The 13,627-nt window shown below is 66.4% G+C and carries 14 protein-coding genes; 5 read left to right on the plus strand and 9 right to left on the minus strand.

Annotated features, from left to right (window positions below; translation table 11 throughout):
* Positions 1 to 396: 396 nt before the first annotated feature.
* Positions 397 to 2,148, plus strand: coding sequence for a carboxypeptidase-like regulatory domain-containing protein (locus tag EV670_RS17700; RefSeq protein ID WP_130434620.1), 1,752 nt, complete (start codon positions 397 to 399; stop codon positions 2,146 to 2,148).
* A gap of 387 nt (positions 2,149 to 2,535) precedes the next feature.
* Here the strand turns inward: EV670_RS17700 and EV670_RS17705 are convergent, their stop codons facing one another.
* Positions 2,536 to 3,111 (minus strand): hypothetical protein, encoded by a 576-nt coding sequence (locus EV670_RS17705; protein WP_130434622.1) that lies wholly within the window; start codon positions 3,109 to 3,111, stop codon positions 2,536 to 2,538.
* A complete protein-coding gene (locus tag EV670_RS17710) occupies positions 3,108 to 3,689 on the minus strand; it encodes an RNA polymerase sigma factor (RefSeq protein WP_130434624.1) in 582 nt (193 codons plus the stop codon). The genes EV670_RS17705 and EV670_RS17710 overlap by 4 nt, the downstream gene beginning before the upstream one ends.
* Positions 3,690 to 3,787: 98 nt before the next feature.
* On the opposite strand from EV670_RS17710, the gene EV670_RS17715 reads away from it, so the two are divergent.
* Together EV670_RS17715 and EV670_RS17720 are read left to right on the plus strand one after the other, a co-directional pair.
* Positions 3,788 to 4,519 (plus strand): oxygen-binding di-iron domain-containing protein, encoded by a 732-nt coding sequence (locus EV670_RS17715; protein ID WP_130434626.1) that lies wholly within the window; start codon positions 3,788 to 3,790, stop codon positions 4,517 to 4,519.
* Positions 4,520 to 4,645: 126 nt separating this feature from the next.
* Complete coding sequence (locus EV670_RS17720) at positions 4,646 to 5,425, plus strand: alpha/beta fold hydrolase (protein ID WP_130434628.1); 780 nt, start codon at positions 4,646 to 4,648, stop codon at positions 5,423 to 5,425.
* A gap of 448 nt (positions 5,426 to 5,873) precedes the next feature.
* Here the strand turns inward: EV670_RS17720 and EV670_RS17725 are convergent, their stop codons facing one another.
* Positions 5,874 to 6,947 (minus strand): DUF2252 family protein, encoded by a 1,074-nt coding sequence (locus EV670_RS17725; protein ID WP_130434630.1) that lies wholly within the window; start codon positions 6,945 to 6,947, stop codon positions 5,874 to 5,876.
* Between the two features lie 30 nt (positions 6,948 to 6,977).
* On the minus strand, positions 6,978 to 7,166 hold the full coding sequence (locus EV670_RS19025) for a hypothetical protein (RefSeq protein WP_479725212.1): 189 nt from the start codon (positions 7,164 to 7,166) through the stop codon (positions 6,978 to 6,980).
* Between the two features lie 399 nt (positions 7,167 to 7,565).
* Between EV670_RS19025 and EV670_RS17735 the strand changes: the two genes are divergently transcribed.
* Complete coding sequence (locus tag EV670_RS17735; protein ID WP_130434632.1) at positions 7,566 to 7,934, plus strand: DUF1428 domain-containing protein; 369 nt, start codon at positions 7,566 to 7,568, stop codon at positions 7,932 to 7,934.
* A 255-nt stretch (positions 7,935 to 8,189) separates the two neighbouring features.
* Here EV670_RS17735 and EV670_RS17740 read toward each other — a convergent pair whose 3' ends face one another.
* Complete coding sequence (locus EV670_RS17740; RefSeq protein ID WP_130434634.1) at positions 8,190 to 8,948, minus strand: class I SAM-dependent methyltransferase; 759 nt, start codon at positions 8,946 to 8,948, stop codon at positions 8,190 to 8,192.
* A 376-nt stretch (positions 8,949 to 9,324) separates the two neighbouring features.
* On the opposite strand from EV670_RS17740, the gene EV670_RS17745 reads away from it, so the two are divergent.
* Positions 9,325 to 9,516, plus strand: coding sequence for a hypothetical protein (locus EV670_RS17745; RefSeq protein ID WP_130434636.1), 192 nt, complete (start codon positions 9,325 to 9,327; stop codon positions 9,514 to 9,516).
* Between the two features lie 111 nt (positions 9,517 to 9,627).
* Here EV670_RS17745 and EV670_RS17750 read toward each other — a convergent pair whose 3' ends face one another.
* From EV670_RS17750 to EV670_RS17765, 4 genes are all read right to left on the minus strand, one after another.
* Positions 9,628 to 10,140: a GNAT family N-acetyltransferase gene (locus EV670_RS17750; protein ID WP_130434638.1), complete on the minus strand. Its 513-nt coding sequence runs from the start codon at positions 10,138 to 10,140 to the stop codon at positions 9,628 to 9,630.
* 153 nt (positions 10,141 to 10,293) lie between these two features.
* On the minus strand, positions 10,294 to 10,485 hold the full coding sequence (locus EV670_RS17755; RefSeq protein ID WP_130434640.1) for a DUF3606 domain-containing protein: 192 nt from the start codon (positions 10,483 to 10,485) through the stop codon (positions 10,294 to 10,296).
* A gap of 268 nt (positions 10,486 to 10,753) precedes the next feature.
* Complete coding sequence (locus EV670_RS17760; protein ID WP_130434642.1) at positions 10,754 to 11,938, minus strand: MFS transporter; 1,185 nt, start codon at positions 11,936 to 11,938, stop codon at positions 10,754 to 10,756.
* Between the two features lie 483 nt (positions 11,939 to 12,421).
* Positions 12,422 to 13,075: a glutathione S-transferase family protein gene (locus tag EV670_RS17765; RefSeq protein WP_130434644.1), complete on the minus strand. Its 654-nt coding sequence runs from the start codon at positions 13,073 to 13,075 to the stop codon at positions 12,422 to 12,424.
* Between the last annotated feature and the right edge of the window lie 552 nt (positions 13,076 to 13,627).

The raw sequence follows: 13,627 nt of genomic DNA on the forward strand, positions 1-13,627 counted from the left end.
CTTGGCAAGACTAGGCGCCGCGTCAAGCCCGTCCTCCGAGAAGGACGCAAAGGCTGCGTCGGTCACGCCGCGCATTCGCTGGGCATCGCCCGACTTGCCGAGTCCAACTCGCGGCAGCAATACAAGCCTCCTTGCGTTCTTTGTCGGCTCCATTGCTTTGAGGCTCTGGCGCGCCCCTGCAAAGGTCGAGCGCAATAGCGGAGCTGCCACGGGAACCATTGCGTTGAGACTTCGTTGGCACTTATCGCTCTGCGTGCGCGTAAACGTACGTGTAAGCTTATAAGTAGTAGTTCTTCCGCGATGCGCCCATCCGCAAGGCTTGCGTCTCCATTCCAGCGTTTCCCCGTTCTCGTTTCAGTTCGATCTTCAACCTCGTTTCAGCAACAAAGACAATCCATGCGTCGTCTATCTCTCGTTGTCGCTCTTGCCGGTGCTGGCCTGCTCGTCGCCTGTGGCGGTGGCTCGACCGACACCACTCCCACTTCGAGCGTGGGCACCACCAACTCGATCACGCTCACCGGCGTGGTGGCCAAGGGCGCGGCCCTGGCGGGTGCGAGCGTCACCGCCAAGTGCGCCACCGGTAGCACGGCCACGCCCGTGACGACCGGCTCCACCGGCAGCTACACCATCACCATCACCAACGGCGCGTTGCCCTGCGTTCTGGAAGCCGTCGCCAGCGCCGCCGATGGCGGCATGGTGCTGCATTCGGTGGCCGCCCCCGGCGCCACCACGACCACGGCCAACATCACCCCCCTCACCGAACTGCTGGTGGCCCAGCTGACCGGCCAGGATCCCGCTGCCTACATGACCAGCGCGCCCGCCAGCAGCCTGGCCACGGCTATCACGCCCGCCAAGGTCGGCTCGGCGCAAACCGCCGTGCTGGGCACGCTCACCGCCGCTGGTATCGACACCTCGGCCCTCAGCAGCGCCAGCATGCTCACCGGCCCGCTCGTGGCGGGCTCCGGCACCGGCTACGACGGCGTGCTCGACACACTGGCCGCCACGCTCACCACGGCCGGCACCACGCTGACCGAACTCACCACCACGGTGGCCAACACCTCCGCTGGCTCGCAAGGCAGCAACACCCCCGTGGCCGAGAGCAGCAACCCGCTGCCCGCCAACCTGCTGCTGCTTCCCCAGGCGAGCAACTGCGAGGCACTGCGCAGCACCAACTACCGCCTCATCAAGATCGCCAGCTCGGCCAACGCCACCGACACCTCGCCGTTCACCGCCACGGAGACGATGAGCATCAACGCCACGACGCTCACGGCCACTTTCGGCGACCAGTCGACGATGACCTTGGTGGCCAATGGCAACTGCCGCTACACGCTGCCCGAGGGCGATGCTGCGGTGTCTCCCGCCGGTGTGATGGTCATTCGCCATATGGTCGGCGCGGACGACGACACCGTGGGCACGAGTGACCGAGGCCGCTACCACTTGATCGTCGGCCTGCCGGTGCAATCGACGCTGACGGTCGGCGACCTGGCCGGCACCTGGAACTTCATGGGCATGGACCGCGAAGTCACGACCATCCCGGTCGCGGGCACCGCGACGATCGCTGCCAACGGCACGATCACCGGCGGACGCTGCTTCGAGAACACTCTCGCCACTGCAGACGCGAACTGCACCCCCGAGTCTGGCCCGTTCCCCACGATCGCGGCTCACGCTGATGGTGGTTTCACCCTGTCGTCTGGCGATGCTTCCGACCCCTGGGTCGACCGCATCTACGCCGTCAAGGCAGGCAACGGCGAGCTGATGCTGCTGCAGATCAACAACTTCGGCGAGTTCTCGTTCGGTACCCGCCAGCGCGCGCTACCGCTGCCGGCGGTGGCTGCCTCCAGCACCACCTACACGGTCCTGGTCGATCCGAACCTGGTGGCAGGCCCGGCCATGTCATCGTCGTCGCACACCATTGCGAGCGTCGACGGAAGTACCGTGGTGCGCAACAGCGCAGCGCCTGGCGATGCGGCCACGCACCCGGAGACCCTGGTCTACAACGACGCGCGTATCGGTTACCTGACCCGTACCGGCAGCGCCACGGTGCGCCCCTTCCACGCCCTGCCGCTGCTGGGTGTCGGCCTGACGGCGCTCTACATGCCCGCCACCGCGGCAGCACCGGCCTTCTTCGCGCTGTCGGTCCGCCAGTAGATCCCGAGACGCTCTCAGGCCCGCCTCGGTCGGCACACCGGTGCCGGGCCTGACGCCGCTGACGACCACGAGTACCGCCAGCACGAAGGGGCCATCCTGGATGAGTACATGCACAAACGCATGCACTCATCCAGGACTTTCCGTGGCGCGGCCTCTACCAGGTCCCCCTGAGCGCTCGCGCCAGAGCAGCCGATGCGGCGCCGTGCGCCACGCGGCTGATCAGGTGCGATTTGTTGCCTCTAGTCTTGGCAGGAGACTGTCAATTGAGCGTCTGCTTTCGCAGTCAGGCCCTGAATGGCCGAAACTGGCCGGGAACGCCCATTCCCATGCGCGCTTAAACCTGCCGTTGGGCAACCGAGCGATCGCTTCGGAAGGACGCTGTCAACGTCATCCCTGGCCGGGCCACGGCCGATGGCAGAAGGTGTATCGCCCCACCTCGCGATTGCCGCCGGGCTCAACTGCCAGCAGCGTGACCTGCATGGTGTGAGCTGGCATGCGCCGAACCTCTGCAAGTCTTGGGAGGTAGAGCACCTCGCCCGATTGCGGGTCGAAGGGAATGTCCTCCAGCCGGTGCTGCACGTCGGGCTCGGTCGACAGCTGCGCCACTGCGTCCAGCCGTTCTACCCCCAGCAGCGGCGCTTCGAGGCGACTCACCAGCAGCTCATCCTCAGGCGCCACGGTGCAGTTCACGCTGCCGTTGAATGGCAGTCGGTACTCTCGAATCTTCAGCCCCTGTCCGACCAAGCGCTGCACGAAGGCGCTGGTCGTCACGGCCGACACAGCACCGGCGCGAAAGGCCTCCCGTACTCCGTCGCGCAGGGTGACCAGCCCGTCGAGCACCTGGCCACAGGCATCGCACCGCATCAGATGCTCGTCCATCGCGTCGACGGCGGCGGCATCGATGTCATCCAGCCAATAGTCCAACAGCGCGTCGAGCGACGGATGACTCGGGTTTGCGTTCATTGGAATCTCCTGCCCGCATCGACGCATCGCCTGAGCTTGTCGATGCCACGATGGCGGATCACTCGAACATTCCCCGGCGAGAGGCCCAACTGCATCCCCACCGCTTCGGAGGGCTGGTCATCGTAGAAGGTCATCACCAGCACAGAACGTTCGCGCGCTGGTAGGCGCTCGAGGCACGCGGCCACGCGCTGGTGGTCCAAACGGGGCGCGATGTGTAGATCGGCCATCGGCAGGGCGTCCGCATAGCGCTGCAGCAGTTCTTCGCGTCGACGTTCGCCGCGGCGCTGGTCCATTACGGTGAGCCGGCACGCGCCGAGCACGAAGGAGAGCACGCGCTCTGGCTCACGCATCTGGCCGCCGCGCAGTTGCTCGATCGTCAGTGCCATGACCTGCTGCATCAGGTCGGCCGCGGCATTGGCATCGCGCAGGTGGCGCAGGCCGTAGCGGCGGGCTCGCGGCGCAAGCAGCCGGTAGAGCTCGGCTTCTGCGTCGCGCGCCTCGCCGGGCGCCGACCCGGCGATCTGCCGCGCGATTCGGACTTCCGGTCCGTCGGCGGCGGACGCGTCCAAGGCTTCCATGCGGCGAGCATACCCAAGCAAAACGTAGAAAGTCTTGTAACGCCAGCCCGGGTGACGCCACAACCTGCTTCCTTCCACCCACCACGCGAGGCGTTCCCATGATCACCAACCCGCAGACCGGCACCAACGTCCACGAAATCGCCGACGGCATCTACCGGATCAGCACTCCCGTCGAGTTGCCCGGCGGGCAGCCCTTCAGTTTCAACCAGTACCTTCTGGTGGACGACGAGCCCCTGCTGTTCCACACCGGTCCCCGCGCCATGTTCCCGTTGGTGCGCGAAGCGGTGGCTTCCGTCATGGCGGTCGAGCGGCTGCGCTACGTTGGCCTGTCACACGTGGAGGCCGACGAGTGCGGGTCGCTCAATGAATGGCTGGCGGTGGCGCCCACGGCCGTTCCGTTGTGCAGCCAGATCGCCGCGATGGTGTCGATCAACGACCTGGCCGACCGACCGCCACGTGCGTTGGCCGACGGCGAACAGCTCGCGCTCGGCCGCCACACCGTGCAATGGTTCGACACGCCGCATGTGCCGCACGGGTGGGACTGCGGTCTGCTGATGGACTCGGCGACCGGTACGTTCTTCTGTGGGGATCTGTTTACCCAGCCGGGCCACGGCGAGCAGGCACTGACCGAGGCCGACATCCTGGGCCCGAGCGAGGCATTCCGCCAGCCGATGGACTACTTTGCGCACGCGCCGCAGACGGCGACGATCCTCACCCGTCTGGCACAGCTGAAGCCGCGTACCCTGGCCTGCATGCATGGCAGCGCTTGGCGCGGGGACGGCAGCGTCCTGCTGCGACATTTGGCCGAGGCGGTCTCTGCAGCGCGCTGACCGAGCCGCAGGGGAGGTGGCCTCTGGTCAGCGTCCGTCGACCAAGGGGCTCAGACCGACCCAAAGCGGCCGGTCAGGTCGGGCCCGCCCAAGATTCGATCCCACCACTTGATTGGAGATCGAAGCATGCGACACGTCACATCGACCAATGGCACCCGCGTAACGTTCGAGGTCTACGGCAGCGGGCCGCCTCTGCTGCTCGTGCACGGCTCGTTCAGCGACCAGCGCAGCAACTGGGAGTTCGTGGCACCGCTGCTCTCACGGCAGTTCATGGTGCATGCCGTGGCGCGACGCGGTCGCGGGCAGACCGATGCCACCATCGGCCATCGCCTGGAGGACGAAGCGCAGGACGTGGCGGCGATCGTGCGCTCGATCGACGAGCCGGTGTTTCTGCTGGGCCATTCCTACGGTGCACAGGTGGCGCTCGCCGCCGCACTCGAACTGCCGGGTCGCCTGCGCAAGCTGGTGCTCTACGAAGCGCCTTGGCCCAACGCCATCGACGCGCAGGCAATGGCCGGGCTCGAAGCACTGGGCCGGGCCGGCGACTGGGAGCGTTTCGCGCTGACCTTCTTCGGCGACCTGCTGGCCGTGCCAGCCGCGGAACTGGAGGGCCTGAGAGCCAGCGAGTTGTGGCCGCCGATCATCGCGGATGCCAAGGCCACGCTCGGTGACCTTCGTGCCCTGACCCGGTACGCGTTCGACGCCGAGCGCTTCCGTGCATTGCGTGTGCCGGTGCTGCTGCAGACCGGCAGCGAGAGCCCGCGCGAGATCTACGTCACCGATGCGCTCGCGGCGGTGTTGCCCGACGTGCGCGTCGAAGCCCTGCCGGGCCAGGCGCACGAAGGCATGACCACTGCTCCCGAACTGTATTGCGACGCCGTGTCGCGATTCCTGTTGCAGGTCTAAGTGCTGGCGCTCGCCGTGAACTGAGACTGTCTGGCCACGGCGATCGACCGGGTCAGCGACCTCTTGAGCCCGATGGCCGGTTTCAGGGTACACCTGACCTTGCCGGCGCGACAGCAGGTTGGGGTCGCCCGAACGTCTGCTGACCGAGGGTGCCACCTAGAACTCCCGACCTTCTACTGTCCATCGTCGCGGCGCCCGAGCGTGAGCGATGCAGCGGTTGCGATACGTCACCGTCGCATCCTGAAATGTCGGTCTTCGTTGCACTGCTGACGTGCAAACGAGCGGCGAGTCGCAGCTCTGACGACAGGTCCCGGGGCACTTCGGACACAGCCGAATTCAGGCGCGCGCTCATCAGGGGCCTAAAGCCGCCGCACGGACGCTGGCTTCCAACGGTCGCGAGTCGATCTGAGCGGTCGACCTGGAGAACTGCGGGCCTAGGGTCTCGGTGCTATGCGCCGTCAACGCCAGCAAGCCGAAGAACGTCGAAGTCTCGCTGGAGCGCGCTCTCCGCAGCATCCGTCGCGGCATGAAGCCAACCCGGCTCGCGCGAACTCAAGTCGTCGAGGATTGTCCGGCCGCGCCGCTTATGTGCTGCGTGCACCGCGGCCAAGTCTCGACCCATCGCCGCCAACAGATCGGCGCCGAGCTGCCGGCCAGTCACATCGTCAAGTTCGACCTTGTGTGCGTCCGGCGCGACGCGGCGCAGCACGAATCCTGCGCTGATCGTCAGGCTCGGATCGGCGGCACGAAACTCGCCGAACGCGAGATCGAGGAGCCGGGAAGGGCGCGACTTTCGCGAATGGGCCCAGTGCCACGCCGACGGCACGACCGCCTTGGCCTCTCGCACGATGCGGCCGCCCTGCCACTCAGCCGTGATGATGAAGCGCGGTCGCCCGAGACTGCCGCTCCCCTTGCTTTGCTTGGCAAACCCGAAGACGCGCGCCTCCTTCGGGAGTGCTCGGATCAGTGCCTTGCGAACGGGCGCCGGCGGTGTCGTCTGCGCGCATCCATCGATGTCTTTCCAGAACTCGCGGGCGGCATTGCGTCCCCCAGAGACCAGCGGCTTCAACCAGGGTTCGTGCTCATCCAGCAGCAGCGGCCGCGGCTGCTCAAGCCCCTGCCAGTAGCCTTCGAGCAGCGCCTGCTCGGCATCTACGCTGTCGATGCGAAGCCTTGGTGCCAGACGGGCGCTGGTCGCCAACCGTACGAGGTCCAGCACGTAAGGCATCGAGGCCGCTTCGTCGAAGTCGTTAATGCCCCAGACCAAGCGTGCCTGCCCGTCCCGCCACGTACCAAAGTTCTCGACATGGATGTCACCGACGCATCGCGTTTTCGGTGCGTCCAGAAGTGAGGGGCAAATGCCCTCGATGGTCGCGGCCCAGCGGAAGAAGCTGGCGCGCAGGAAGTCGAAGGCACTGCGACGCATGCGCTGATGCTTCTTGTCCAGATCGTCCTCGACGACTTCGCACTGCTCGCGCAGCCAGTCTTCATACGCCGCAATGTGTTGCTTGACGGTGGTCATGTGAGGATTCCCGCTGATGGAGAAGCAGTCTCAAAGGCGCGTGCGCAGCAGCCCGCGGAAAAGACCGCGCTTGGTGAACGCCTCAAACATTTCCTCGGGCCCTTCCGGATCCAGCGCTCGAAGTGCCCAGATGTCCTTGAGCTTGAACGGCGCTTTCTGGCCCACGAGCTTGCCCTTGTTCCATGGCTCGCGATGATTGGCGCTGGCTGGGATTCCCATGATGGTCTCCCATCGAATTGAGGGACCACAAACATGCGCCTCGTCGATGCAGAGTCCCATGCCTTCGCTCAGCCCGATCGCCGGCCAGCAATCGGCATCGGACGCCAGCTCTCTGAGGCGCTCGCAAACTCACAGTCCCGGCCAGGAGCGGGCACTGCTGAAAGGAAGTGCTCGGGTTGCTCCAGCGACCTGCGGGGCCAAGGGGTCTACGCTGAGAGCGCCGCAGCGGCTGACCCGGCATGCATTCTGCAACGATGCTGCTCCAGCGCCGCCACAGGGCGCGTGTGCTCCTGCCGGGCAGGTCATGTCGATTTGGCTACCTGTCGTTCGTCGATGGGATGGGATACGAGGCGCTCTCAGGCGGGCGCGCCGACCGGTCAACCCAACAGGAGTGAAGACATGTCATACATCGATGGTTTCGTGATCGCGGTGCCCAGCGCCAACAAGCAGAAGTTCATCGAGCACGCGCGCCAGCTCGACCCGATATTCATCGAGCTGGGCGCGATCCGTGTGATCGAGGCTTGGGGCGACGACGTCCCCGACGGCAAAGTCACCGACTTCCGTCGCGCCGTCCAGGCCACGGCCGAAGAGACGGTAGCGTTTTCGTGGATCGAATGGCCGGACAAGGCCACGCGCGACGCCGGCATGAAGAAGATGATGGAAGACCCGCGCATGGATCCGTCCACACCCGGCAACCCGCCCATGCCCTTCGACGGCAAACGCATGATCTTCGGCGGCTTCGAACAGGTGGTCGAAGTGAAGGCTTGAGCGGCGGGGGCGACGCCGCCCCCTGGACGCGCCACGCGTCACGGCGGGCGTCTGGCGCAAACTCTGTCGGCCCGCAGGCAGGTGGCCCCGGGACGTCGCGCAGGGCGCGCGCTCCGGGACCAGCAAGACGCCGCGCACCTCCCCGACACAGTCGCGTATGTCGGCTCTTGGGATCCCGCATGGCTTCACACTTGCGGCCAGCAGCGGCCCTCGACGCGCGAGGAAAACAAGCCACGAGCGGGTCGACGTTGCCCGTTATGCCAGTCCGCGTGCGGCCCACGCGATGGCGGTGACGGTGAATGGCTCGGAGGGCACCCGCCGCCGGCAGTCCTCGCGTAGCCTCGTGCCCTGGTCCGCGTCGAGGCTGGCCAGGTACGCGCCCGCCGGGCCCACACCGCGCGTGAACGGCTCCCACCACGCGTCGAAGGTCGGGTGCTCGAGGGTCACGGAGAGCGCGGTCGCCTCGATCTCGCGCAGCCCAGCAGCCTCGAGCAACTCGGCCAGGTGGCCTTTGCGGGCGCCGGGGAGGTGAGACTCATCGTCGATCTCCGGGTTGAGTGTCCGTGCCGCGTCCCAGAAGATCCGGAGCGGGCCTTCGCCGCCGCCGTGATCCCAGACGCATGCGGCGACGACACCATCCCGCCGGGTCACGCGACCCATCTCGGTGAGCCCCGCCACCGGATCCTTCATGAAGTGAACAACGAGCTGAGCCAATGTGGCGTCGAACGCGCTGTCCGGGAAAGGCAGTTGCTCGGCTACCGATCGGCGGACGTCGACGCCCGGATGGCGTTCCCGGGTCGCCGCAACGAACGGCTCGGACGGATCGACAGCCGCCACCGCCGCAGGTCCGAACCGGGCGACCAGTTCGCTCGTGAGTGCGCCGGTGCCGCAGCCGACGTCGAGGATCCGTTGCCCTGCGCACACCGACGCCAAGTCCACCATCTGGCTGGAGAGCAGGCGCGAGTAGCGGCCCATGAAACCATCGTAGGCATCGGCAGCTACATCGAAGCTCATGGCTCGAATATAGGCTTGCCCAACGCCAACTCGTATCGCCCGACAGCAGACCGCCCCGTCAACCGGCCATGGCTGCGGGCATGGCGCCGAGCGGTCGAACGGTCGGTAGTGTGAGGTCCCGGTCTTCGCTGACAGCGCTTGGCAGGTCAGGCCCGCGCGCGTCCAAAGTCAGCTTCCCGGTGCGCTCGAGAGCTCGCGGTCCCGGCCGTGAACGGACGATCGTGCGCGACCTCGTCAGCGGAAGCTTTAGGCGCCAGGGCCCACAATTGCCCGGCTCCGCGAGCCTGTCTTGCGCGCGTGCGCCCCCGACAGCTAGACGTCGGCGGCTGTCGGACATGGGTCGAATCGAGCCTGATCGTTGAGGAGGGGAAGAACCATGGCAGAGATCCTTGGCCTGGGTATCACCCACTACCCACCGCTGTGTCTCCCGGACAGTGAGATGTCCGGCATCCTGCGCTGGACGCTCGACGATCCCGCGATTCCGACGGAAGCGAAGGAGCCGGCCCGCTGGCCAGCGGTCGTCAAGGCTCGCGGAATCCGCCGACCGCTCGACCAAGGCCGTCTCTAGAGGGGCAGTCTGTTCTCTGTCTCGGCAGGTCTTCAAACTGCCACGTCATTCAAGTGCGAAGAATCAACATGCGATCACCGGCTTGACGCGCGGGGAAGTCCCTGTAAAGGGTTAGACGGCAGGCGTGAGGACATACCGAACCTCCTCGAGCGTCGCGCCGCCAAGCTCGAACTGCTTGCGTGACTGTGGCTCGGCGACAAAGCCCGCACGCTCGTAGAACCGGATCGCGCGCTCATTGCCGGCAATGACCCAGAGACTGACTGTCTTGTAGCCTTCCGCGAGAGCCTGCTGCAGCGCGGCCAGCCACAGCAGCCGGCCAGCCCCGACTGACCAGAAGGCAGGCCTAACGTAGATAGCCCACACCTCAGCACGATCAGAAGGCGCGACTTCGTCACGGGAAGCACCGAAGGCGACGAAGCCGACAACCTGGCCAGCGCTGCGGGCCACCAGAAGATGCGAGGGCTGACGCTCGTGCAAGCGACGCCACATAGCCTCACGCTCGGCCACAGACAACGAGGCAAGGTACGGCGCGGGGAGCAGGGTCTTGTAGGCATGCTGCCACGATTCAACGTGTGCCTCTGCTATGGCGTGACAGTCTTCCGAAGTGGCAGGCTCGATCAACATGCCGTCTAACGAAGCAAAGGGACTCCTGTACGGCGCCCATCGTTGACGCACGATGGCGTGACCTGCGAGGTCTGAATGCCGTATTTGTAGCGGCGCGCCGAACGGTACGCAGCAAGCCGCCCCCGGTGATGGCTCCCGGCCCCAAGCCCCGCGTCACCGGCGATGTTGCAGTTCTTTCAGCGCCTGCCTGACCTCGGTCACATGCTCGCCCACCTTTTCGATGGCCGCCATCAGATCTCGCTCGGTGCAGTCCAACTCCTTGCACCAATATTCCACCTCGAGCGGGTCGAGGGCATGGATCCGCCCTGGATCCAGCGGCTTGAAGCCTGAGCGATCGTCGTGCATGGTTGCCTCCTGAAGCCACCTAGCAGCACCTTGGTGTCACCGCGCTTGACCGGCAGAAACGCTGTGACTCGTCAGAGCAGCCACACCCAGCAGCGCGTGGCGCCAGGGAAGTATGACGCCATACAGCGGTCGGGGGCGCAGTTCTACTCTAGGCCGGGGCTGTCAGGTCGCTGTCAAGCCCGGCAGCTGACCTTGGCGGCGGCACCGACCGGTGTCGCGCATTTTGGGGGAACTGGCGTCTGGGAGGCCGAGTGGTGGCGCCGCAGATTCAGCGTCGGCGCAGCAAGGGCCGCAGCATCACGAGCCCGAGCGCAGGCCCGATCGCGATCCACGGCAAGGTTGCCGCCAGCGGCTGTGCAGCCGCGAGCCGCACGAAGAACTCGATCGACAGCACCGAGATTGCGAAGCCGATCGAATTGACCAAGGTCAGCACGCTGCCCACGGCCGCGGGCGGGGCGTTGGTCGCGGTCAGCGCGCTGAACTGCGGCGAATCGCCAGCGACCGTCACCCCCCACAGCAACAGCCAAGCGAGGAAGAGCGCGAGCGGTGCCGCCAGCGCGAGCGGTGCGAGCAGGCAGCACAGGCCGCTGGTGGCGAGCTGCGCGGCGGCCACCCGCGCGCTGCCGCAACGCCGAGCCAGCACACCGCCGGCAACGCAGCCCAGCGCCCCAGCCCCGAGAACGGCGAAGGCCCACCATGACAGGGCAGCACCGGCCAGTCGCGTCGCCAGGATCAGCGGCACCAGCACCCACATCGTGTAGAGCTCGACCATGTGACCGAAGTAGCCGAACGCCGAGGCGCGCAAGCGGCGGTCGTGCCACACCGAGGCGAGCGCGCTCAGGTGCAGGCCAGCCGGCCGGCCGACCGTCTTCGGCGCCGCCGGAACAGCGAGGATGACCATCAGCCCCGCGACCACCGACGCCAGTGCCGCGCCGAAGAACACGCTGTGCCAGGGCCAGGCCGCGCCCGATGCCGCCAGCGCGCGCAAGGCGTGCGGGCTGGCGCTGCCCAGCACGAGGGCCCCGATCAACCAGCCCAGCGCCGTCCCCAGGCCGCGCGGGAACCACTGCGCGGCGAGCTTCATGCCGATGGGATAGATGCCGGCCAGGAAGAAACCAGTGAGGGCACGGCTGGCCAACAGCGCCTCGAACGATGCCGCCGCCGGCACCGCTGCCAGCGTGCAGGCGGCCGAAGCCAGGGCGCACCAGAGGAACACGCTGCGCGTGGCGAATCGGTCCGCCACCGCCAGCAGCGCGAACACCAGCGTGCCGGCGATGAATCCCAGTTGCAGCGCCGAGGTCAGCGTGGCCACGGCGGTGTCGACCCAGCCGGTGGCACGCTGTAGGTCGAGCATGACCGCGTTGACCGCGAACCACGGCGACGCGCCCAACAGCTGCGCGATCACGATGGCGGGCAGCACGCGCTGCGGTGCGGCTGGGGCCTCGGATTTCATCGGCGCCCATTCTGACCGCCCACAACGGACGGGAAGTTCAAGCGCCGCGTACGAGGGAGGCGGCGACCCGCGCGGGATCGCGCTCGCTGGGTCAAGACGCAGTGGCAAGCACGAGGGCCGAGGCGATCCAATCGGTGACCGCTGCGTCCTGCAGCCGCCGCAGCGCGCCAGGCACTTCCCCTTCGCATCCGGCTCGGCCCTGTGGTCAACGCCTTGTGGCTCGGCCCACGGCTGGCAGAGGAGACGCCCGCGAGCCGCCTTTCAGCAACGATCGTTGATGGCCGGGACCGCAGATCCGAGGCTGAGCGGGCCGGTCGTCCCTCGAGTGGATCGCCTGGTTGGGCAACGGCTGCTGTGGGCGCACTTCGCGAACGGCTCGAGTCGGCCATGAGGAGCCGTTCACGAGTGACCGCTGTAGGCATGGCATCGCGCCAGGGCTGCCGCCACCGCTTTGGACCACTGGGATGCCGCGCCTTGCGCTTGTCAGTCCTCGGCGGGCGCGCCCAACGGGAAGTACGACCTGTAAGGTCGCGCGGCATCGACAGCTCGAGCGAACGACGAACGCTGCAGCAGCCGCTGCCGGTATGCGAGCAGGTGTGTGTGTTCCGGTGCGATGGGGTGCGTCCAGTGCGCGTAGAAGAGAAACGGGGCCGCGGCGCAGTCTGCAAGGGTGAAGCGCTCGCCAACTGCCCATGTATGCATCGCCATCCGCGCGTCGAGCCAGGCATAGGCGGTCTCAAGGGTACGGCGTGCCTCATTGACGCCATGTGCGTCGCGCTGGTGTTGCGGGCGCAAGGCATCGAAGACGACTTTCTGCTGCGGCGTTGAAACGTAGTTGTCGAACACACGGTCCAGCATGCGAACCTCGAGCGCAAGCACAGGATCTTCTGGGATCAGGCGCTCTGCAGCCGGCACCCTTAGGCCGATGTATTCGATGATGCAGCTGGCCTCAAGAACGGTGCGAGCGCCGTCGACAAGCACCGGGAAGCGCTTCATCGGCCACAGCGCCGCCAGCTCGCGCATCGCTGGGTTGTCGGGACCGTCAAGCGATCGCGGGTCGAAGTCGATGGCGTACTCGTCGAAGGCGATCAACGCCTTCTGGCTGTACGACGAGAACGGGTGGTAGTAGAGCTGCATGTAGAAGTCTTCCAAAGGCAGGTTCGTTGGCCTATTTTCACGACGAACGGGAGGGTGCCGTTTCGACGTGGACGCCAAGTGTTTTGTCAGCTTGGGACGAATGACCTGGCGCAGATTCCTACGCCCTAGGCAGCGCATGGTGCCGCCCGATTCGCGGTCGCCTTTCTCCTCAGACGTCGCTGTCTACGCCAGGTGCTCGATGCCTTCTGGCAGGCCCACCCAGGAGTGCATGCGCTCTTCATAGATGGAGAACGTCGGCGAGGGAAAGCTGGGATCAGCGAATGCCCCGATGAAATTGCAAGGTACGCCTGCAGTCCCAGCGGCTCGTAGTAGACGGTCGATCCGCAGGTGGAGCAGAAGTGGAACCTCGCGTCAGGGCTATCGCGGGCCACCGGACGACAGCTGTGTGGCCGACACCGTGCGTTCAGACCGCGGCGGTCAGCGACTGCAATCGCTGGAGGCCGTGTGAAAACGCCTTGAATCCTGCTTGATTCTTGCTACGACATAGCAAGCCGCAGGAGGGTTTGTGATGTCGAGATTCATCGTGGGCGC

Origin of the sequence: Rivibacter subsaxonicus, from assembly GCF_004217215.1 — a bacterium.
GTDB lineage: Bacteria > Pseudomonadota > Gammaproteobacteria > Burkholderiales > Burkholderiaceae_C > Rivibacter > Rivibacter subsaxonicus.

What these genes read in the sequence shown, in the direction of transcription:
- EV670_RS17725 (WP_130434630.1), bottom strand. Translation starts at nt 6,947, where the DNA reads ATGACCACCGTCAAGCAACACATTGCGGCGTATGAAGACTGGCTGCGC.
- EV670_RS17715 (WP_130434626.1), top strand. Translation starts at nt 3,788, where the DNA reads ATGATCACCAACCCGCAGACCGGCACCAACGTCCACGAAATCGCCGAC.
- EV670_RS17700 (WP_130434620.1), top strand. Translation starts at nt 397, where the DNA reads ATGCGTCGTCTATCTCTCGTTGTCGCTCTTGCCGGTGCTGGCCTGCTC.
- EV670_RS17745 (WP_130434636.1), top strand. Translation starts at nt 9,325, where the DNA reads ATGGCAGAGATCCTTGGCCTGGGTATCACCCACTACCCACCGCTGTGT.
- EV670_RS17710 (WP_130434624.1), bottom strand. Translation starts at nt 3,689, where the DNA reads ATGGAAGCCTTGGACGCGTCCGCCGCCGACGGACCGGAAGTCCGAATC.
- EV670_RS17740 (WP_130434634.1), bottom strand. Translation starts at nt 8,948, where the DNA reads ATGAGCTTCGATGTAGCTGCCGATGCCTACGATGGTTTCATGGGCCGC.
- EV670_RS17760 (WP_130434642.1), bottom strand. Translation starts at nt 11,938, where the DNA reads ATGAAATCCGAGGCCCCAGCCGCACCGCAGCGCGTGCTGCCCGCCATC.
- EV670_RS17765 (WP_130434644.1), bottom strand. Translation starts at nt 13,075, where the DNA reads ATGCAGCTCTACTACCACCCGTTCTCGTCGTACAGCCAGAAGGCGTTG.
- EV670_RS17735 (WP_130434632.1), top strand. Translation starts at nt 7,566, where the DNA reads ATGTCATACATCGATGGTTTCGTGATCGCGGTGCCCAGCGCCAACAAG.
- EV670_RS17705 (WP_130434622.1), bottom strand. Translation starts at nt 3,111, where the DNA reads ATGAACGCAAACCCGAGTCATCCGTCGCTCGACGCGCTGTTGGACTAT.
- EV670_RS17750 (WP_130434638.1), bottom strand. Translation starts at nt 10,140, where the DNA reads ATGTTGATCGAGCCTGCCACTTCGGAAGACTGTCACGCCATAGCAGAG.
- EV670_RS17755 (WP_130434640.1), bottom strand. Translation starts at nt 10,485, where the DNA reads ATGCACGACGATCGCTCAGGCTTCAAGCCGCTGGATCCAGGGCGGATC.
- EV670_RS19025 (WP_479725212.1), bottom strand. Translation starts at nt 7,166, where the DNA reads ATGGGAATCCCAGCCAGCGCCAATCATCGCGAGCCATGGAACAAGGGC.
- EV670_RS17720 (WP_130434628.1), top strand. Translation starts at nt 4,646, where the DNA reads ATGCGACACGTCACATCGACCAATGGCACCCGCGTAACGTTCGAGGTC.